The organism is Microbacterium sp. 22303 (assembly GCF_052045265.1).
In the GTDB taxonomy this organism is placed as follows: domain Bacteria; phylum Actinomycetota; class Actinomycetes; order Actinomycetales; family Microbacteriaceae; genus Microbacterium.
Map to the genome: position 1 here is coordinate 452170 of NZ_JBQEOQ010000003.1, position 19889 is coordinate 472058.

The window sequence follows — 19889 nt, forward strand, 5'->3', positions numbered from 1 at the left end:
CAATCAGCTGGGAACCAACGCAACATTCCGCCGGATCCAGGAGGAAAACTCTTGACCCTCGAGCCGGATCATCATATTCTTTCATTATTCGATAGATCAATTCCACTATTCGGAATCAAGAGCAAGAGAAGAGGCGATGATGCCCCAGACCCCCGGCACGCAGAACCACCGCCCCGAACGCCAGGGCGACGTCGCGCGACGCGCGGCGATCTACCCGCTCATCGACGTCGACCCCGACTTCCACATCCCGGCCCGCCGCGAGGGCGCCCTCACCAGGATGCTCGTCGCGCTGCGGATCCTGCCTCAGGCCTCCTGACACGGAAACGGTGCGCGATCGCGGGCACCGCGATCGCGCACCGTTCCGCGCTGTCAGCCACGTTCGTCCAGCACCACGCGCAGGCGCGCGGCGAAACCCTCCGGATCGCTGGGGAACCCCGGCTGCTCGGTGAAGCCGCCGTGGTTGCTCGGGAAGGCGGTCGCCTCGATCCCGAGCGCCGCCGCGACCGAGCGCGCCGCACGTGCGGGCATGGTCTCGCCGGATTCGACGCCGAAGGCGATCACGAGGCGCTCGCCGAGATCCTGCAGCGCGGCGATCTCCGGGAGGTAGGCGAGCGTCGCCGGCATGTTGCGGAAGAGCGGATTCGTCCGGCTGCCGTCGTCCTCCGTAGGCAGTCCGAACATCGACGGGTCGGGGCCAGGGCCGTCGAGATAGCCATCGGGCACCGGACCGTCGAGCATCACGAACTGGATGAACTTCGCCAGCGCCGGGCCGCTCCCCTCCGCCGCGAAGGTGCGCTTCATGTCGGCCGTCACCGCGAGCACGGCATCCCGGTCAGGCAGGAAGTCGGCCACGGGAGGCTCGTGCACCACGGCGATGTGGACATCGTCGGGATTCGCAGCAAGCAGAGCGAGCAGGTTCACGCCTCCGCCGCTGCTGCCGAACGCATCGACCGGCCCGACGCCGAGCGCGGCGATCACGCGATGCAGGTCGTCCGCATGCCGCTGCACCGTGATGTCCGATGTGCCGACCGAATTGCGCCCGGCGCCGCGCGGGTCGTAGGTGATCACGGGACGGTCGTCGAAGTGCGATGCGAGGATCTGGAATCCGGTCGCGTCCATCGGCGCGCCGAACAGGAACAGCGCCGGCCGTTCGACGGTCGCGATGGTGAGATCGCCGTGGATGTCGTACGTGATCGCGTCATCGCCCTCGCCGACCGTGCGGGTGACGACGGTCTGTGCTGCGCTGTCCGACATGCTTCCTCCTCGAGAGTAAATACAACTGATTGGTTGTAGATTACGGCGGGTCGAGAAGAACCGCAAGGGCACATCGACGGGTCTCGGATCGTCCGGTGCTCTCGCCGCGACGGCGCTCACGATCTAACGTGGATCCATGGCAGGCAGAGCCGAGACCTTCCTCGAAATCGACGGCGCCGAGGTGCGCGTGTCGCACCCCGACAAGGTCGTCTTCCCGCAGGCGGGGCTGACGAAGCTCGGTCTGGTCGAGTACTACCTCGGGGTGGCGGACGGCGCGCTGCGCGGAGCCGGCGGGCGTCCCATGGTGCTCAAGCGGTTCGTGAAGGGCATCGACGCCGAACCGTTCTTCCAGAAGCGGGTGCCCGAGCATCCCGACTACATCGGCACGGCGGTGCTACGGTACGCGTCCGGCAATTCCGCAGAGGAGGCGGTCCTCACCGATGCTGCGGGCCTCGCCTGGATCGTGAACCTCGGCTGCCTCGATCTCAACCCGCATGCCGTGCGCGCCGCCGACCTGGAGCACCCCGACGAACTGCGGGTGGATCTGGATCCGATGCCGGGCGTCGAATGGTCGCAGATCGTCGACACGGCCTTCGTCGTCCGCGAGGTGCTCGACGACTGCGGGCTCGTGGGCTGGCCGAAGACCAGCGGATCCCGAGGCATGCACATCCTGGCCCGGATCCGACCCGAGTGGGACTTCGCCGCCGTGCGTCTTGCCGCCGAGACGCTGGCGCGCGAGGTGGAGGCCAGGGCGCCCGGGCTCGCGACTGCGCGCTGGTGGAAGGAGGAGCGCGGCGAGAGCGTGTTCGTCGACTTCAACCAGAACGCGAAGGACCGCACCGTCGCCTCCGCGTACTCGGTCCGACCTCTGCCGGACGCGCGCGTGTCGACGCCACTCGCCTGGGACGAGGTGCGCCTGCGCCGCCCGGAGGAGTTCACGGTGCCGACCGTGCGCGCCCGCTTCGCTGAGATCGGCGACCCGCATCAAGGCATCGACGATGCGGTGGGATCACTGTCCGCGCTGCTCGCCCTGGCCGAGAAGCTGGGCCCGGCCGAGAAGCCGCCGCGCGGATCCGACGGATCCGGCCGGCGCGCCTCGACCATGCCGCTCATCGAGATCGCGCGCACGAAGACGAAGCCAGAGGCACTCGCCGCGCTCGAGCAATGGCGCGAGACGCACGCGTCCGTGGCGTCAATGCTGCATCCGGCCGATGTCCTGATCGACGGGATGCGCGGGTCGAGTTCGCTCTGGTACCGCGTGCGCGTCAATCTGCAGCACGTGCCCGAGGACCAGCGCCCGGCGCAGGAGCCGCTGCTCGCCGACTACGACCCCTGGGCCGGGAAGAGCTGGCAGGGCTGACATTCGAAACCGTCGCCCGTTCCAGGCGCGGTTGGATGCTGGGCAGCCTCTGCGAGCCGGCGTAGAACGGCGCGCAGAGGAAGGGTGCGGAGATGCCCGACGACGCGGCCGCGCTTGAGACCCCGGGACACCCGGAGGCCTCATTCGACTGCTGCAAGGTAGCTCGTGATGCGCTCGTGCGTCATTTCGGGTAACGGCTTCAACCGGATCGGCCCGGCCTCTGCCGGAACTCGCTCACGAGGTTCTTCCTGGCCGGCTGGGAATCTCGCCGCCCCGGCGCTGCGCCGCAGTCAGATATCCGGGGAAAGAAGTCAAGCCCCCACCGCGGGTGGCGGTGCGGTGCTCTCCCGGATGATCACGGTCGGTCGTTCGGAGGAGAACTTCTTCGGCTTGCCACCGGCGATGAGCGTCTCGAGCAGACCGTACGCACGCGAGCCGAGACCGGCGAAGTCCTGGTCCACGGTGGTGAGGGGCGGGGTCCACATGCGAGCGAGCGGATGATCATCAAAGCCGACCACACTGACCTCGCCCGGCACCTCCCTGCCCGCTTCGGTCAGCCCGCGGATAAGGCCCATGGCAATCTCATCATTTCCGCAGAACACGGCGGTGACCGTAGGATCCGCGGCGAGTGCGCGCCCGATCTCCCGGCCGGACTCCGGTTCCCAGCTCGCATCCACGGGCACCGGCACGGGCGCGCCATGCGCGACGAGTGCGCGTCTCCAGCCTGTCGTACGCCCATCTTCCTTACGCGAGGGAGGCACTCGCACGTGCTGCACCGTCTCGTGTCCCAGCCCGAGCAGGTAATCGACGACTTCCGCTGCGGCGTCGGCCTCCGCCAGCACCGCCTGCGGCACGCCCACCTCTCTCACCCCTGAGATCGAGACGGTAGGGATAGATTTCGGGATGCGGTGCAGGGCGGCGACTCCGGGCGGATCGAATTTGAGCACGACGACGCCGGCGAGTGGTTGCTCGAGGACGAGGGACACCGCGCGGGCGACGACCTCGTCCTCCGCTGATTCGACCACCGTGATCGACACGGTGTACCCCGCCCCGCGCGCACTCTCCTCGATGCCTCGGATCGTCTCGGCATAGCCGTAGCGGGAAGTGTTGCCGGCAATCACGGCGACGAGCTTGGGCTGCCGGGCGACGAGGGCTCTCGCGGCGGCCGACGGACGGAAGTCGAGCTCTTCGATCGCCTTCATGACCTTCGATCGCTTCTCCTCCGACACGTACGCGGCGCCGTTGAGCACGCGTGAGACGGTGGGCACCGACACCCCGGCCCGCCGCGCGACATCGCTGATCACGGGCGGTTTCGGCGTGTTGTTCGGCATCACCCTCAGCATAGCGATGCACCTCGACGGCACAGGATGGACGAGTCGCCCGAGCGACTCCGGGCGCCGATCACTTGACGGCACCGCTGGTGATGCCCGAGATGATCCGTCGCTGCATGACAGCGAAGGTGATCAGCAGTGGCAGGCTCATCAGGATGATGTACGCGAAGATCAGATGCCAGTTCTGCAGATACAGGCCCGAGCTGGCGACCTGGTACAGATTCAGCGGCAGGGTGTCGAGGCGACCGCCGACCACGAACAGCGCGTAGAAGACGTCGTTCCAGATGTAGAGGCAGATCAGGATCGTGGCAGTCGCGAGCGTCGGCCCGAGGAGAGGGAGAATGATCCGGAAGAAGACCTTCACCGGGCCGGCTCCATCCACGCGCGCCGCCTCCTCGAGTTCGACGGGGACGGTGCGCACGAATCCGGTGACGAAGAAGATGACGGTCGACAGATACATCCCCATGTAGACGCCGATCATTCCGACAGCGGTGCCGGCAAGACCGAGCTGACGCAGCAGCAGGACAATGGTCACCACCGCGGGCGGCAGCACGATGCCGCTGATTCCGAGCGCGTACACGAACGCAATCGTCTTGCTGCGACGTCGGCCGAGGATCCAGGAGGCCATCGCGCCCAGCAGCAGCACGCCGAACACGGACGGCACCATGATCAGGAGGCTGCCGAGGAAGGCGGGGATCATCCGGCCCTGGTCGAACACAGTTGCGAAGTTCTGGAACAGCTGCCAGGTCGACGGGAGCGCGAGGCTCGGGTTGAGAGCCTCGGCCTGATCCTTGCCTGCCGTGACGACGACGAGCCAGAACGGCACGCCGAGAAGAACCACGACGAGCAGGATCGCGACGATCGGCTGGATGAGGCGGGACGGCCTGAGCGGCGACCGCGTCCGGCGTCGCGTGGTGATGAGGGCGCTCACAGCACGCTCTCCCTTCTGCGCAGGAAGTAGATGACGGGGAAGGCGAGGATCGTGACCATCAGGAACAGGCTGAGGCTCATGGTGGTGGCCTGCGCGAACAGCCCCTGCCCGAACGTGCGGAAGATGAAGATGTTGAGCAGCTCCGTCGTTCCACCCGGACCGCCCCCGGTCGTGGCCTGCACGATGTCGAAGCCGTTCATGGAGCCGAGCAGCGCGGTGGCCACATTGAACGTCACGGCCGGCGCGAGCAGCGGGAATCGGATGGTGCGCAGGGTCGTCCACCAGCTCGCGCCGTCGAGGCGGGCCGCCTCCAGGATGTCCTCGCCGATCGTCTTGAGGCCCGCCAGGTAGATGAGCATCGAGAGGCCCATCCATTTCCACGCATGGATGAGCGCGACCACGACAAGGGTCCAGGTCGTGCTGCCCAGCCAGGCGATCGTGATGTGCTGACCGGTGAAGAACGACAGGATCTGATTGAGCCCTCCCTCCGGCTTCAGCAGCGCCTGGAAGATGTATCCGACGGCGAGGGCTGACATGACGACCGGCACGAAGAACGCGACTCGCGCGAACCTGTTGACCCGGGTGTCCCGCTCCAGCACGAGTGCGAGGACGAGGCCGAAGAGGTTCTGGAAGATCGCGACCAGGATCGCGTAGATCAGGGTGATCCTCAGGTCGTTGAGCAGACTGCCGTTGCTGAACAGCGAGGCGAAATTCACAAACCCCACGAAGCTGATGTCGCTGTGGAAGCTCGACCAGTTGGTGAACGCGTAGACGAAGTTGAAGATCGTCGGCACGAAGAAGAAGACCACGAGCACGATCAGTGCCGGCACGAGGAACCAGGCGGGGTGATCCTGCCGCCTCCCCCTCGCGCGTCGTGACGCCGGGGGCTTCCTGGCCGTCGCGGCCATCGCCGGTCGGGTGAGCTGAGCCGTCATGAGGGTCATCGGCCTTTCGTGTCTGTGGGTTCGGGACGCCGGGGCAGCGACGGGTGTCGCCGCCCCGGCGCGACCGGGGGACGAGGACTAGAAGCCCTTCACTCCCTGTGCCTTCGCGAGCTGGGCGAACTGGTCCTGTGTGGTCTGTGCGACCTGGATCGGCGTCTTCGTGCCCTGGATCATGTCGGCGAGGTTGAGATACAGGTCCGGGTTCGCCACGGCAAGAGCCTGCATCGAGCCGACCGACGTGTCCAGCGACTTCGCGACGTCCTGCAGCGCGGTCGGCACGTCGCTCGGAGTGTCGACGCCCTTGATGAGCGACACGGTCGACTGCGCCTTCACGAAGTCCTTGTAGCCGTCGCCGAGCCAGTAGCTGAGGAACTGCCGAGCCGCGGACTCGCGCTTGCTGTCACCGGTCTTGAACGCGACGAGGGCGTTGGACTGGTCAGGGATGAAGGTTCCGGTGTTGCCCTTCGGCGAGATCGGGAAGAAGCCGATCTTCTTGTTGAGCTCGTCAGTGTTGGAGGTGGCCTGCAGCTCTCCGAAGAACGAGTTGACCTGCATGGCCATCGCCGCCTTCCCGTCGAGCAGAGCCTTGCCCTGGTCGACGAACGTCGCGGTCTTGATGTCGGAGTTGAACAGCCCGTCCTGGATCAGCTTCTGGTAACTATCAATCGTGGCCTGGATGGTCGGGTCGGTGAACTTCTCCTCGTTCTTGTTCACCTTGTCCCACAGCCCGCCCTTGGCGGCGTCCGCCAGCTGAGCCTGCACCCACCACTGGGTGGCCCACTTGTCGCCGCCCATCTCGTAGAACGGGTCGACGCCCTTCGCCTTCAAGGCCTGCGCGTCCTGGATGAGCTCGTCCCAATTCTTCGGCGTCGACGTGATGCCGTTGGCCGAGAGGACTTCCTTGTTGTAGTAGACGCCGATGACGGCCGGCGTGGTCACCAGGGCCGCGTAGCGGGTGCCATCCAGCAGACCGGTCATGTCGGCGAGGTTGCCCGTGTAGTTCTGCACCCACGGCGCACCGTCCAGCGACTGCAGATTCTGCTTCGCGTTGAGCGCGGTGAGCTCCGAGGCCGTCGGCTGCCAGAACGCCAGGTCGGGCTTGTCGCCCGTTGCGACCTTCGTCTGGATGCCCTGCTCGTAGGGGTCGGGAATGGTGACGACCTTGACTTTCGCGCCGGTGAGCTTCTCGAAGCCGGAGATCACGCTGTCTGCGGTCTTGTTCGAGTTCTGCGCGGCCCAGATCGTCAGGGTCACGCCGTCGAGCTTCGTACTCTGTGCGGGCCAGGCGGATGTTCCGCTTGCAGACCCTCCCGCACCCGGGTCACTGCATCCTGTGAGGACCAACGCCGATACGGCGGCAACGGCCGCGAAGGACGCGGCTCCCTTCCAAGCGATCTTCATCGAACTGCTCTCCTTGATTAGTCGTAGCGAGGTTAACGCCACTGGGTTCGGCTGGCGGAATGTGTTGCCGTCGCTGATGCCATCCCCTGAGAGGATGCGGCGGCTTGGATTCGGAAAACGCGCGCGCCTGCCTCATCGGCATGGTGGGCGACGCGCAGTCGTCCGGTTTCCGCGTTCCAGTGGGTGTCCCACTCGGGTAGCGAACGCGGAAAGATCGTGGTGACCGTCAGGTCGATACCGGCGAAACGGCTGAGGTCGAGTTCCACGGGACCTGCGCCCGGGTCGCGACTCCACACGGTGAACAGTGCGCCACCATCGATGGCGAGACCCAAGGCCGTCCACGGGGCGTCCCACTCCGGGATACCGAGCGGCCAGAAGGGCATCGAGGTGGTCAGGTCGTGTCGCAGCGACTTCGCCGCTCGGACAGCCCCCGCGACGAGGCCACGCCTGTCCGCGTCCATGCGCCCCAGATGACCGGACACGTAGAACCGCCCGAGGAGCCCTGTCGCCAGGCAGAAGGCGACCTCTTCCTCGCTCATCTCGGGCTGCGGGTAGGCCCAGCTCGCCGCCTGCTCGGGCAGGATGGAGGCCGGTGCCGCTGCCGCGATCGGAGGGTACCTCAGGAAGTCCTGCTGGTCGGAGGTCGACTGCATCTGCAGGCGCGAGAGCATCGCCTGGTCGGCGCGCATCGCCCCGGACCCGCAGTTCTCGAGCACGAGCGTCGGATGGCGATCGAGCACGCCGTCCAGCCATTCGAGGTGGGCGCGGTTGTGGGCGAGAAGGCCGGCGCCCACGCTGTCGGCGTCGCGGTCGGTGCCGGGACCAGGGTCGATGTTGTAGTCGAGCTTGAAGAACCCGATCCCGAAGTCTCGGACGAGCCGGTCGACCACGTCGTCGAGGTGCGCCCGCGCGGCCGGATGCCGCAGATCGAGGTGGTATCTGTGGTGTTCGACGACGCGTTCTCCGTGGCGCTGCAGGAAGGCTTCGTCGGGCAGTCGCTGCGCCATCGGGCTGTTGACCCCGATGACCTCCGGCTCCAGCCAGAGACCCGGCACCATCCCCCCCTGCCGGATGCGATCGATGACCTCGCCCAGCCCGCCGGGGAACCGTATGGTGCTGGGAACCCATTCGCCGACCGTGTCCCACCAGTCGCCGCTGTCGTCGTACCAGCCTGCGTCGATGCAGAAGATCTCCGCGCCGACCGCGGCTGCCGCATCGATGAGCGGCAGGAGCTTCTCGGTCGTGGGGTCCCCGTTGAGGGTGTTCATGTAGTCGTTGAAGACCACGGGCATGGCCAAATTGTCTGGATGGGCGCGACGAGAGGCTCGCCGATAAGCCGTCAGCTGCCCGATCGCGGAGGTGAGGTCCTCGGCCAGTGCCAGCGCGACAGGCACCGTCGAGAACGATCCTCCGGGATGCAGCGTCTGCGTCCACTGATGATCGATGTCCGTCGGACCGGAGAGCGCCACGTACCCGCTGGCGGTGTCCTCGCCGATCTCCCAGCGCCAAGCGCCGTTGTGCTCGACCTGCCAAGCCCAGGCCGCGCGGAGCCTCGCGGACTCCACCGCTGCGACGGGAAGGTGCTTGCCCGTCGACCAGGTGCCCGTCGAGATCACGCTGAACTCGCCTCGAGGGTTGTGGTTGGTCAGATGCTGCTCCAGCCGCGGGAACCGGACCCCGTCGAGCGGCTCTGCGACCCATCTGCCCTCGCCGAGCCAGTCGCTGAGCGCGTGGCGCACCTCCCAGTCGCGGATTCTGCTCTCGCCGTCCCCTCCGAGGTAGACCGCGAGCGACGGGACGGAGCGGAGCACCACATCATCGCCGCCGCGGTTCACCACCGTCACAGAGGACCGCAGGACCGACAGGCCGTGCGGAAGCCGGAGCAGCAGCTCGATCTCGAGTCCGGTGCCGGCATGCTCCAGCCGGATCCGGAGTTCGACACCGGCGGCGGTCGATCGCTCTTCATGACCCGCGTAGCGGGCCTCGTGGCCGATGACGGTGTGCACCAGCCGATCGCTCGCGAGGGAATGCCCCTGGGCCACCGTCAGCACGTCGACCAGTGGAAGGCCATCCGGCATCGCCAGGCGAACGCCTTCGGTGAGGACCGCCGCGATACGCGGGGCGGAATCGGCTGACCATTGCAGTTCGATGGTCAGCGTTCCGTTGCCCCAGCTCAGACGGTCGGTCATCGGTTTCCTCTTCTTCGCGGATGCGGTGCAGCGCGGTGGCGCTGGATTCATGATACCGGTATCAGACGGATATGCAAGGAGAATCTGATAGCGGTATCAGGACAGAAGATACGCGGAGTCATCCCTCTCTTGTGCAATCTCATGAAATCGCTATCCTGATAGCGGTTTCAGATTGCAATGGCGCCCTCTCGATGACGTGTCGCTGCGACTGTGGCCGCCCACCCATCCCGTACGAAGGAGTACCGTCTTGACCATTCCCCCCGCCCGGCGTCCTCGCCGCCGAGGTCTCCTGCCCGCAATGGCCGTCTCCGTCGGCATCGCCCTCTCGGCGACCTGCCTGTCAGGGCTCTCCGCATCGGCAGCCCCCGCCGACCCTCTCGCCGTCGACTTCTCGCAGACCACCGGAGCGTTCCGCGGCGGCGCGACGGGAACGCTCTACGGGCTCGGCGACGACGGCGTGCCGAGCCAGGCCGTGCTCGACGGCGCACGCATCACCAACACGTCGCAGAAGCCGCCACAGGGCGCCCAGCACCCGAACGGGGACGCCCTCCAGGTCGAGAAGTCCTTCTTCGCGGGCGGCGGCAAGGACCTCTACGTGTACGCGCAGGACATGTATCCCGATTGGGCGTATAACGGCGGCAAACGCCCCGGCGACGCGAACGGCGACGGCGTCTGGGACTATCTGCCGATCCTCAAGCAGATCGTGGAGGACGTCGCGACGAAATCTAAGGATCCGTCGAAGTACGTGTTCATCCCATTCAACGAAGCGGACGCGGGCAACTGGTACCCGCACTGGTCCACCCAGAAGGATCAGTTCCTCGCCGACTGGTCAGCCGCCTACGACACCATTCAGAGCGTGTATGCCGAGCACGGTCTCGGGCACGCCCGCGTCGGCGGTCCCGGCGACTCGACCTGGCACGCCGATCGCAGCGCCGACTTCCTCGGCTACGCGAAGCAGCACGCCCAGCTGCCCGACGTCTTCATCTGGCATGAGCTCGGCACGAACAACCTGGCGACGTTCCGTGGCCACCACGACGCATACACCGCGCTGCTGAAGCAGCTCGGGATCGACCCCATCCCCGTGAACATCACGGAGTTCGGCATGCTGCGCGACATGGGCACGCCCGGCCAGCTCGTGCAGTGGATCTCGATGTTCGAGGACGAGAAGGTCGACGCCCAGACCGCGTACTGGAACTACGCCGGCAACCTCTCCGACAATTCGTCGCGGAACAACGGCGCCAACGGCGGCTGGTGGATGTTCAACTGGTACGGCGACCTCGCCGGTTCGCAGACCGCCGCCGTCACGCCGCCGCACCTGAACACGCCGGACACTCTGCAGGGGCTCGCGGCGATCGACAACGCGAACCGCAAGGCCACGGTGCTCTTCGGCGGAGGATCGACCGATGTCGCGCTGAGCGTGAAGGGTCTGGACGTCTCGACGTTCGGAGAGACCGTGCAGGTGCAGGTGCGCGCGGACCGGCTGAACGGCGCAGAGGGTGCTTCGCTCCAGCCTCCGGTGGTCCTCTCGACCACCGCGAAGATCCGCAACGGCGAGCTCCAGCTCACCGTGCCGAACAGCGACCGCTACGCGGCCTACCAGCTGCAGATCACCCCGGAGGCGACCGACCCGCAGCCGGTGTCCGCCGCATTGGTGAACAGCACGGAAGCCGAGAACGCGACGATCTCGGGCGCCTCCGTCTACAACCAGGACCCGTCGAGGGAGTGGTCGTTCATGGCCTCCGGTGGTCGGGATGTGGGCTCGTTCAACAAGGCGACGTCATCGGCTACCTGGAACGTGACGGTGCCCGCCACGGGCGACTATCGGCTCTCCATCCTCGGCGGAGCCAATCAGGCACCCGGGATGCATGCGCTGTTCATCGACGGGGGCTTCGATCAGCTCGTGAAGTACTCGGCCGACCTCGGCTGGGGGTACCGCGGCACCACCGACGTCATGCTCCACCTGACCGCCGGCACGCACGCGCTCTCCTTGCGTGCCAGCAAGGACGGCAGCACCCTGCTCCCCGGAGCCGACATCACGCTGGACCGCTTCGACCTCTACGACATCACCGCGGGTGAGCAGGCCGTCTACCCGGCCGCGGAAGCCCGGCTGGCCGGCGATGCCACGCTGTCCTGGAAGAGTCCGGCCGCACGCGGGTACGCGACGATCGCCGGCGACGCTTCCGCCACGTTCTTCGCGAGCACGGCGGAGACCGGCTACTACGACCTCACCGTGCACTCGGCGACGACGGGCACGGGCGCGACCCTCTCCCTCGGGGTGAACGGCCGCACGATCGACCTACCCGCCCCAAGCGGACCCGGCACGTTCGACTCGACCGTGCGGGTGTTCCTCCCCCAGGGCGTGAACGAGCTCACGGTGCGCGCCTCGGCAGGTACGGCCCTCATCGGCGGAATCTCGACCCTCCGCGGCGCCGCACAGAAGGCGGCTGACTCCGACCCGGCGGCGGTGTTCCACAGCGAGGCCGAAACGCTGCCCCGGTCGGGCGCAGCGGTGGTCCAGACCGAGCCGGCGAACTCCAACGGCTCGGCCGACGCTCAGGGCGTGGTGCGTGACGTCGGGTACATCGGCAACGGTGCGGCCAACACCCTCACCATCCCGCGCCCCTCGGGTTTCGCCGCCGGCGACTACCAGCTCGTGATCGCCGCCGCCAACGCCGACAAGTCCGCGGCGATCAACTACAACCCGCAGGTGATCAGCCGCTTCTTGGACATCACCGAGACCGGCGGCGATGTCGCGCGGGCGGCGTTCCGTCACAACTACTCGTGGAACAGCTTCTGGGACAAGACCGTGCCCCTCACACTGACCACGGACGCAGGCGCGCTGACCCTGGGCAACGCGACGGCATACGGTCCGAACGTCGACACGGTCACGCTCGCGCGCTTCGTGTCGGGTGCGCCCACGACGGTCAAGGCGCAGACCGGCCTCGGCCACTAGTGACGCAGTGGGGGCGTCGGCGAAGGCCGACGCCCCCACGCGGGGCCGTTGCGTTCCTGAGCGATGTGATCGAGGTTCGAAGCTTCGTGTAGCGAGGGCCAGGCCGGTGAGCAAGACGCCGAGAACAGAGCTTGTGCAGGCTGAACCGTCCCAGGTTTGATGCCGCTTCCTTTTGAGTTGAAAGGATGGCGTCATGCCGAAGTTGATCGATCCCGAGGTCCGTGAGCGGGCCGTGCGCTTGGTGCTGGAGCACCGGGCCGAGTACCCCTCGAACGCGAAAGCGATCGCGGCCGTCGCCCGCCAGGAAGGCGTCGGTGCCGAGTCGCTGCGCCGGTGGGTCGTGCAGGCCGAGATCGATGCGGGTGCCCGGGACGGGTAGACCAGCGAAGAGCATGCTGAGATCCGCCGGTTGAAGGCGGAGAACAAGCGGCTGCGGGAAGACGTCGCGATCCTGAAAGCCGCGGCGACTTTCTTCGCGGGGGAACTCGACCCCCGCAACCGTTGACGCTCGGCTTCATCGACCAGATGAGGTCGGGGGGCACGCGGTCGAGTCGATCATCCGCGTCCTGCGAGAGCAGGGCGTGCAGGTCGCCGCGCGCACCTACCGGGCCTGGAGGCAAGGGCGCGTCGCTGCCCGGACGGTCACCGACGCGATGGTCGTGGACGCGGTCCGTGACGCCGCCTGGCGCATCGAGATCCTGCCCGACGGGACGACCGGCGGCGGATGACTCCGGAGGGCCTGTACGGGCGGAAGAAGATGACCGCGCTGATCCGCCGCAACGCTATCGCAGGCGCGTCTCGCCGTGCCGTGGACCGGGCCATGCGGGTCCTCGGACTGTCGGGCATCACCCGGGCGAAGGGCATCCGCACCACGATCCCGGGCAAGGACGGGTGCGTGCCGGTGACCTGCTGAACCGGGACTTCACCGCCCCGCGCCCGGATCACACCTGGGTGACTGATTTCACCTGCGTCAGGACGTGGGCGGGCTGGGTGTATGTCGCGTTCATCGTCGACGTGTACTCGCAACGCATCGTGGCCTGGCACGCGCAGACAACGAAGCACGTCGACCTGGTAATGATCCCGTTGCGGATGGCTCTGGCAGCGCGACAGGGAAGACCACTCCGTCCGCCCGCGCCAGCTCATCCACCACTCCGATGCCGGGTCGCAATACACGTCGATCGTGCCGACCGAGCACCTCGCGCTGGAGGAGATCGCCCCGTCGATCGGGGCAAAGGAGACAGCCCACCATGACCACCCTCGAATCCGTCCGCTCCGGACACGTCGTCCCACAAGCACATCCATGTCGCGGCGGTGATGGACACGATCGGCGGGATTCTCGCGGCGTTGACGATCGCGACCGACGCCGGTGGATTCCGGCAACTGCTTGAATGGGCGACCGGGTTCGGGAAATTCGTCGCGTTCGGCGTCGAAGGAACCGGCTCGTATGGAGCGGCTCTGACCTCGTTCCTGCGCCGTCACGGTCACAAGGTCGTCGAGGCGGGACGCGCCGACCGCAGGTCGCCGCGGGCGAACGGCAAGTCGGACACACTCGACGCGGAGAACGCCGCAAGGTCCGTGCTCGCTGGGTTCGCTACTGCGGTCCCGAAGACCGCGCACGGGGCTGTCGAGATGATCGGCAGCTCAAGATCGCGCATGATTCCGCAGTCACCGACCGCACCGCGGCGATGGCGACGATGAAGGCGATGCTCGTGCACGCGTCCGACGAGCTGCGCCGTGCGACCAACAGGATGACGCAGATCAAGCTCGCTCGTCACCTCGCGGCACTCAGACCGCGAACATTGGGAACACCGGAAAGATGCGTTGCGTCACGCGCTGCGCTCCCTGGCCCACCGCTGGCAGAACCTGGACACGGAGGCCAAGGAGTTGTCTGGGAAGATCGAACAGCTCGTCACAGACACCGCACCGCAACTCCTGGAGCAGTTCGGCATCGGCGCTGACACCGCCGCGGAGATACGCATCGTCGTCGGCGACAACCCCGCTGCCTCAAGCGTTACGTCATCCGCGCGGTCTACCACCTCATCAAGGCCAACCGTGCAACGGGCGAAATCGCGAGTTGACAACTACAGGAGCGACAACGCTCGAGCGATGCACTGCGAGACCGCTCGCTTCCTTTAAAGGAACTGCTCTACGGCCTTCGCTGCGGGCATCGTGCCGTCCGTCACCTCGATGATCACGCGATTGACCTCAGGACAATGCAGGATCGCGTCGATGAACGCCGCAACATTCTCCCGACGAACGTCTCCGTAATCGATCGCCAAGCCCGCGGTGACGAGCCCATCACCCGGTTCGTTTCGCAGCGTTCCGGGGCGGACTATCACCCAGTCGAGGTCGGTTCGAGAAAGATAGACGTCAGCGGCCTTCTTGACGCTCATGTAGTGCTCGAAACCTGGATTCGGAACCTGCCCTCGACTCGCATCGGGGAACGCCGACACCAGCACGAACCGACGCACTCCGGCCTGTCGAGCCGCCCGGGCTGCCTTCTCTAGCCCTGCGCCATCGATCAATGTGGTCTGCTCGATACCCGTCCCATGCGCACCTGCCGAAAAGACGACTGCATCGTGACCGGCCATTTTCGCGGCCAGCTCTTCAACTCGATCGTCGATCAGGTCACCGCCGATGGGAGTTCCGCCTTCATCGATGATCGCATGCGCTTGCTGAGGGTCGCGATGCATACCGCTCACTCGATCACCCCGCGCCGTAAGAATGCGAGTCAGGGGCCGGCCGACTCCTCCGGCGGCGCCGATCTGGAACACTCTCATCGTTGTTTCGTCCTTCACTGTCGCGGCTGAGACACGACTCGGCTTTCGCCACCCGATCGTCGCGCTGTCGGCGTCGTGACGGTATGGCTTCCATTCCCCTGGTCTATGGTACAGACTATAGACCTACAAGGAGGTTGTTCCATGAAGTCGAGCCGATCCATCCGCATCGGTGTTCCCATCCGATTCGCTGAGCGCGACCACGCTGACCCTCGCGTCGCTGTCGCCCGCGACATCTTCGAGGCCGTCGTGGAGCTCGCTGCCGCGACGGGCGCAGAGGTCGCCCGGATCACCCCCAGCGACGACCTCGATGCCGCCCTGGAGTCCTGCGATGCATTCGTCCTCCCTGGCGGAGGGGACGTCGATCCTGCGCTCTACGGTGGCGCGACGGACGACGCGAACCTGTTCGGAGTGGACCAGGAGCAGGATGAGTTGGATTCGCGTGTAATCCAGTTCGGCATCGACAATGGCCGTCCGGTACTGGGGCTGTGCCGGGGAATGCAGCTGCTGAACGTCATCGCGGGCGGCTCGTTGCACATCGATCTCGGTCCGACCGACGTACCCCACGTGGGTCATTTCGACAACAGCGGTTCCGCGACCGCCGAAGAGGTCACCGTCATCCACGACGTCGCCCTCGAGCCGGACTCACTGGTAGCCGAAGCGCACGCCAACGCTGCAACTCTCACCACCGTGTCCGGGCATCATCAGGCAGTCGATCGTCTGGGAAAGGGACTGCGCATCACGGCCCGAGCGGCCGACGGATGCGTCGAGGCGATCGAGGGCATCGATGCGAACCATTGGATGCTCGGCATCCAATGGCATCCCGAAATCGCTAGCGAGGGCGACCCCGCGCGCCATGCACCATTTGCCGCGCTGAGCGCGGCAGCGGAGCGAGCACGGGAGGAACGGGACGCTCTCGTCACTGGATCCGGAGCAACCCGATGACCACGAGTTCCATCGCTCGCCCCGCATCGCGTCTCGATGCCGTTGTCCCGTCCCAGATCCGCGCGATCTTCGACCGCGCCGCGCAGATCGAGGCTGCGGGCGATCGAGTCCTCCATTTCGAGATCGGCCGTCCCGACTTCGACACTCCGGCGCCTGTGAAAGCCGCGGCGACAGCCGCCCTCGACGCCGGGCGAGTGCACTACGGTCCGAACCCGGGCACGATCGAACTGCGCCGGGCAGTCGCCGAGACGATGGGTCGCGACTTCGGACTGGATTACGATCCGGACGGAGAGGTGCTGATCACGATCGGTGCGAATGAGGCCGTCTTCTTGGCGATCATGGCGTTCTGCGAGGCCGGCGACGAGGTCATCATCCCGGTGCCGGCATGGCCCGCGTACGAGGCGTGCGTGCGGCTCGCGGGCGCGAAGCCGGTGTTCCTCCCGTTGAAGGAGGAAGACGGCTATCGCCTCGACCCTCAGAACCTTGCCGCGTTGATAACGCCGCGCACGCGCATGATCACAATGTGCACGCCGCACAACCCCACGGGAGCAGTGCTCGACCGCTCCCGCGTCGAGGCCATCGCTGACATCGTCCGCGATACCGACATCATCGTTCTGTCAGACGAGATCTACAGTGAGCTCGTCTATGGGGACGACGTGCATGTCTCGCCTGCCTCAGTCGCAGACTTGTATGAGCGGACCCTGGTGGTCAACGGATTCGCGAAGGCGTACGCGATGGACGGCTGGCGGTTGGGCTGGCTCACAGGCCCCCACGCATTGGTCACTCCAGCGTTGCGGATCCGGCAATTCACGACGACGTGTCCACCGACTTTCACCCAGGACGCGGCGGTGGCGGCTCTCCGAGACACCACAGAGGACCGTGAGCGCATGCGCCGGGCCTTCGCAGACCGTCGGGCGGCGGCGCTGGAACTGCTGGAAGGACAGGAGGTGCTGCGCGTCTCGGACGACGGCGGCGCGTTCTATCTGTATCTCAGCTATCCGGAACGGCTCGGCCCTGCCGGTGAGCTCGCGATCCGACTCCTCGAAGAGGAGCATGTCGCGCTCGTGCCCGGCACTGCCTTCGACCCGACCGGCGCAGGCGAGCACTCGCTCCGGCTGTCGTACGCCAGCTCGCTGGAGGACGTCCGCGAGGGCGTGACCCGCCTGATCCGATTCGCCACAGCCACAGCCACAGCCACAGCCACAGCCACAGCCACAGCCACAGCCTGAACCCGACACACCGACACTTACGAAGGAGAACAACTTGTCTCACGAATACTCGCGCGCAGTCGCCGAGGCGATCTGGGCGTCCGACGTGAAGCGGGTCGGGTACATCCCGTCCGTCACCGTCGCCCCCGTCATCCAGGAACTCGTCGCCATCGACGGTGGGGCTGATGGCGTATCGAAGCGCGTCACGCCGCTGTCCCGCGAGGAGGAGGCTGTCGGCGTCATGGGTGCCGTTTCGCTGGGCGGAGGCTTGGCGGCGATCGTCATGCAGGACAATGGCTTCGGCAACGCTCTGACCGCGCTGACCACCTTTTCGCTCTCCTATCATCTGCCGTTGCTGATCTTTGCGAACACGCGCGGGAGCCTCGGCGAGTACAACTCGATGATCCACTCGATCAGTGCCCCCGTGCCCCGTCTGCTCGAGGCCACGAGCCTGCCCTACGTAGAGCTTGACCGTCGCAGCGCGCCGCAGGACTGGCGTGCCGTCGTTGAAGAAGCCGCTGTGCACGCGGTCATGACGTTCCGCCCCATGGTCGTGCTCGGGTCGTTCTGGAACACCGACGGAAAGGTCGCCTGACATGAAGCGCATCGAAGTCCTCGAGATCCTCGCCGACCTCACCGACCACCACCCCGTCGTCGTCACCTGCGCCGCGACCAGCCGGGAACTGGCATCTGTCAAAGACGGCGACAACCACTTCTACCTGCTCGACGCGATGGGCCTGGTGGGCTCCGTCGCCACCGGGATCGCCCTGGATCGCTCCGCTACCGCGACCAAGGTCGTGGGCATCGAGGGCGACGGGTCGCTGTTGATGAATCCGAACGTCTTGCCCACAGGCGGATTCCTTCGACCGAACCTGCTGTTGGTCGTCATCGACAACGAGGTCTACGGCTCGACCGCAGGCCTGCCCACTTATTCGTCGCGCGTGAACCTCGCGGGGCTCGCCGACGCGGCCGGTTGGAAGGTCGGCACCGCCACGGAGGAGACGAGTATCCGCTCCGAATTCGCCCGCCTCGCGAGCATCCCCGGCCCGACGTTCCTGCACATCCCCATCGAAGCAGGCAACGCGACGGGCATCGCCAAGCTTCTCGTCGACCCGGTCAACATCACCAACCGCTTCGGAGCCTGGCTGCGTCAGTCCAATGAGGCGTCGGCATGACGGACCGAAACGGGGACGCCGGCGTCGACGTCATCGATCCGTCCACCGGGCAGGTCATCGAACATCACGAGTACACCACCCAGGCTGAGCTGGACCGCATCCTCGACGGGGCGGCTTCGGTCGCATCGGAATGGGCGCTCAGCGACATCGACACCCGCGTGGCGTTCATCCGCCGACTCGCTGAGCTCCTGCGCGAAGGACGTGAGACTTTCGCTCGGCAGATCGTGTCCGAGATGGGAAAGCCGTTCTCGCAGGCCGAAGCGGAGATCGACAAGTCGATCCTCACCTGCGACTTCTACGCGGAGCAGCTTCCTGGGTTCCTCGAACCGGAAAGCGTCGACCTCGGCGGCGACCTCGGCCTGGTCGCCATCCGGCCGCTCGGGGTCGTGCTGGCGATCCTGCCATGGAACTATCCGTGGTGGCAGGTCGTGCGCGCGATGCTCCCGGCGATCGCCGCCGGCAATGCGGTCGTCTTGAAGCATGCCGATTCGGTCACAGGCTGCGCGAAAGAGATCGAGCGCGTGTTCACCGAAGCGGCCGGCCTCGGTATCCTCCGCACAGTCGTGCTCCCGCCGGAAGGCACCTCGGCTCTCATCGACGCACCACAGGTCGCCGCCGTGACCTTCACTGGCAGCGACCGGATCGGTGCACTCGTGGCATCCCGCGCCGGCGCGGTAGTGAAGAAGTGCGTACTCGAGCTCGGCGGCTCCGACCCCTTCATCGTGCTCGCCGATGCCGACCTCGAGACCGCGGCCGCTGCCGCGGTGCGGTCTCGATTCTCCAACAATGGGCAGTCCTGCATCGCGGCGAAACGCCTCCTCGTGCACGAGGCCGTGTTCGGCGACTTCATCGACGCCCTGACGCCGTTGGTTGCACGCCTGCGCGTGGGCGACCCCATGGATCCCGAGACCGACATCGGCCCTATCGCGCGTGCCGACCTGCGCCAAACGCTTGCACGTCAGCAAGCCAAGGCAGCCGCGGACGGGGATCGCCTGCTGGCGACGGCGTCGAAACCGGATGGTCCTGGAGAATGGTTCGCACCGGCGATCTTTGAGCCCGCGACCGCTGACTCGGTGCTGCTACGAGATGAGGCCTTCGGACCGCTCGGTGCCGTGACATCGGCGGCCGATGACGATGCGCTGATCCGGCTTGCCAACGACTCAAGGTTCGGGCTCAGCAGCAGCCTGTGGACCCGCGACACCGACAAGGCTCTTGTACTGACACGACGCATCGAGGCGGGCGCGGTGTTCATCAACGGGATCTCCGCCACAGATCCTCGTCTTCCCACCGGCGGCATCAAGGCCAGCGGCTACGGCCGCGAACTCGGACACTGGGGACTCACCGAGTTCGCCAACGTGCAGGCTATCCGCGTACACCGTTGAGCTCAGGCTGCGACGGCGTCTTCCGGTTGCCGGGTCTCC

Annotated in this window: 16 protein-coding genes and 1 pseudogene; 10 read left to right on the forward strand and 7 right to left on the reverse strand. The window is 66.5% G+C overall.

From position 1 onward, the window contains the following. The first annotated feature begins 136 nt into the window (after positions 1-136). Entirely contained in the window at positions 137-316 is a 180-nt protein-coding gene (locus ACTJI8_RS11595) for a hypothetical protein (protein ID WP_440733590.1), read from the forward strand. Positions 317-369: 53 nt separating this feature from the next. Here ACTJI8_RS11595 and ACTJI8_RS11600 read toward each other — a convergent pair whose 3' ends face one another. Continuing rightward, positions 370-1254: an alpha/beta hydrolase gene (locus ACTJI8_RS11600; protein ID WP_440733591.1), complete on the reverse strand. Its 885-nt coding sequence runs from the start codon at positions 1252-1254 to the stop codon at positions 370-372. 136 nt (positions 1255-1390) lie between these two features. On the opposite strand from ACTJI8_RS11600, the gene ACTJI8_RS11605 reads away from it, so the two are divergent. Continuing rightward, entirely contained in the window at positions 1391-2614 is a 1224-nt protein-coding gene (locus tag ACTJI8_RS11605) for a DNA polymerase domain-containing protein (RefSeq protein WP_440733592.1), read from the forward strand. A 311-nt stretch (positions 2615-2925) separates the two neighbouring features. Here the strand turns inward: ACTJI8_RS11605 and ACTJI8_RS11610 are convergent, their stop codons facing one another. The 5 genes from ACTJI8_RS11610 to ACTJI8_RS11630 form a co-directional block, all read right to left on the reverse strand. Then, entirely contained in the window at positions 2926-3945 is a 1020-nt protein-coding gene (locus ACTJI8_RS11610; protein WP_440733593.1) for a LacI family DNA-binding transcriptional regulator, read from the reverse strand. A gap of 70 nt (positions 3946-4015) precedes the next feature. After that, positions 4016-4876, reverse strand: coding sequence for a carbohydrate ABC transporter permease (locus ACTJI8_RS11615; protein ID WP_440733594.1), 861 nt, complete (start codon positions 4874-4876; stop codon positions 4016-4018). After that, on the reverse strand, positions 4873-5820 hold the full coding sequence (locus ACTJI8_RS11620; protein ID WP_440733595.1) for a carbohydrate ABC transporter permease: 948 nt from the start codon (positions 5818-5820) through the stop codon (positions 4873-4875). The genes ACTJI8_RS11615 and ACTJI8_RS11620 overlap by 4 nt, the downstream gene beginning before the upstream one ends. A 78-nt stretch (positions 5821-5898) precedes the next feature. Continuing rightward, entirely contained in the window at positions 5899-7074 is a 1176-nt protein-coding gene (locus ACTJI8_RS11625) for an ABC transporter substrate-binding protein (RefSeq protein WP_440733596.1), read from the reverse strand. A gap of 179 nt (positions 7075-7253) precedes the next feature. Next, a complete protein-coding gene (locus tag ACTJI8_RS11630) occupies positions 7254-9410 on the reverse strand; it encodes a glycoside hydrolase family 36 protein (protein WP_440733597.1) in 2157 nt (718 codons plus the stop codon). A gap of 298 nt (positions 9411-9708) precedes the next feature. Between ACTJI8_RS11630 and ACTJI8_RS11635 the strand changes: the two genes are divergently transcribed. The 3 genes and pseudogenes from ACTJI8_RS11635 (at position 9709) to ACTJI8_RS11645 (ending at position 14061) form a co-directional block, all read left to right on the forward strand. Beyond that, a complete protein-coding gene (locus ACTJI8_RS11635; protein ID WP_440733598.1) occupies positions 9709-12363 on the forward strand; it encodes a CBM35 domain-containing protein in 2655 nt (884 codons plus the stop codon). A gap of 193 nt (positions 12364-12556) precedes the next feature. Beyond that, a pseudogene (locus ACTJI8_RS11640) lies at positions 12557-13594 on the forward strand (IS3 family transposase); the annotation flags it as partial. Between the two features lie 65 nt (positions 13595-13659). Further along, positions 13660-14061 carry an IS110 family transposase gene (locus ACTJI8_RS11645; RefSeq protein WP_440733651.1) on the forward strand — a complete coding sequence of 134 codons (402 nt, stop codon included), beginning with the start codon at positions 13660-13662 and terminating at the stop codon, positions 14059-14061. Positions 14062-14495: 434 nt separating this feature from the next. Here the strand turns inward: ACTJI8_RS11645 and ACTJI8_RS11650 are convergent, their stop codons facing one another. Further along, positions 14496-15143, reverse strand: coding sequence for an NAD(P)-binding oxidoreductase (locus ACTJI8_RS11650; RefSeq protein ID WP_440733599.1), 648 nt, complete (start codon positions 15141-15143; stop codon positions 14496-14498). A gap of 141 nt (positions 15144-15284) precedes the next feature. Here ACTJI8_RS11650 and ACTJI8_RS11655 point away from each other — a divergent pair, with 141 nt between their 5' ends. Genes ACTJI8_RS11655 through ACTJI8_RS11675 form a run of 5 tightly spaced genes read left to right on the forward strand, consistent with a single transcriptional unit; the run spans position 15285 to position 19850 of the window. Then, entirely contained in the window at positions 15285-16085 is an 801-nt protein-coding gene (locus ACTJI8_RS11655) for a gamma-glutamyl-gamma-aminobutyrate hydrolase family protein (protein WP_440733600.1), read from the forward strand. Next, positions 16082-17314 carry a pyridoxal phosphate-dependent aminotransferase gene (locus ACTJI8_RS11660; protein ID WP_440733601.1) on the forward strand — a complete coding sequence of 411 codons (1233 nt, stop codon included), beginning with the start codon at positions 16082-16084 and terminating at the stop codon, positions 17312-17314. Before ACTJI8_RS11655 ends, ACTJI8_RS11660 begins: the two co-directional genes overlap by 4 nt. Before the next feature lie 34 nt (positions 17315-17348). Further along, positions 17349-17888, forward strand: coding sequence for a thiamine pyrophosphate-binding protein (locus tag ACTJI8_RS11665; protein WP_440733602.1), 540 nt, complete (start codon positions 17349-17351; stop codon positions 17886-17888). Position 17889: 1 nt separating this feature from the next. Then, positions 17890-18468 (forward strand): thiamine pyrophosphate-dependent enzyme, encoded by a 579-nt coding sequence (locus ACTJI8_RS11670; protein WP_440733603.1) that lies wholly within the window; start codon positions 17890-17892, stop codon positions 18466-18468. Continuing rightward, entirely contained in the window at positions 18465-19850 is a 1386-nt protein-coding gene (locus tag ACTJI8_RS11675) for an aldehyde dehydrogenase family protein (RefSeq protein ID WP_440733604.1), read from the forward strand. Before ACTJI8_RS11670 ends, ACTJI8_RS11675 begins: the two co-directional genes overlap by 4 nt. Positions 19851-19889 lie beyond the last annotated feature (39 nt).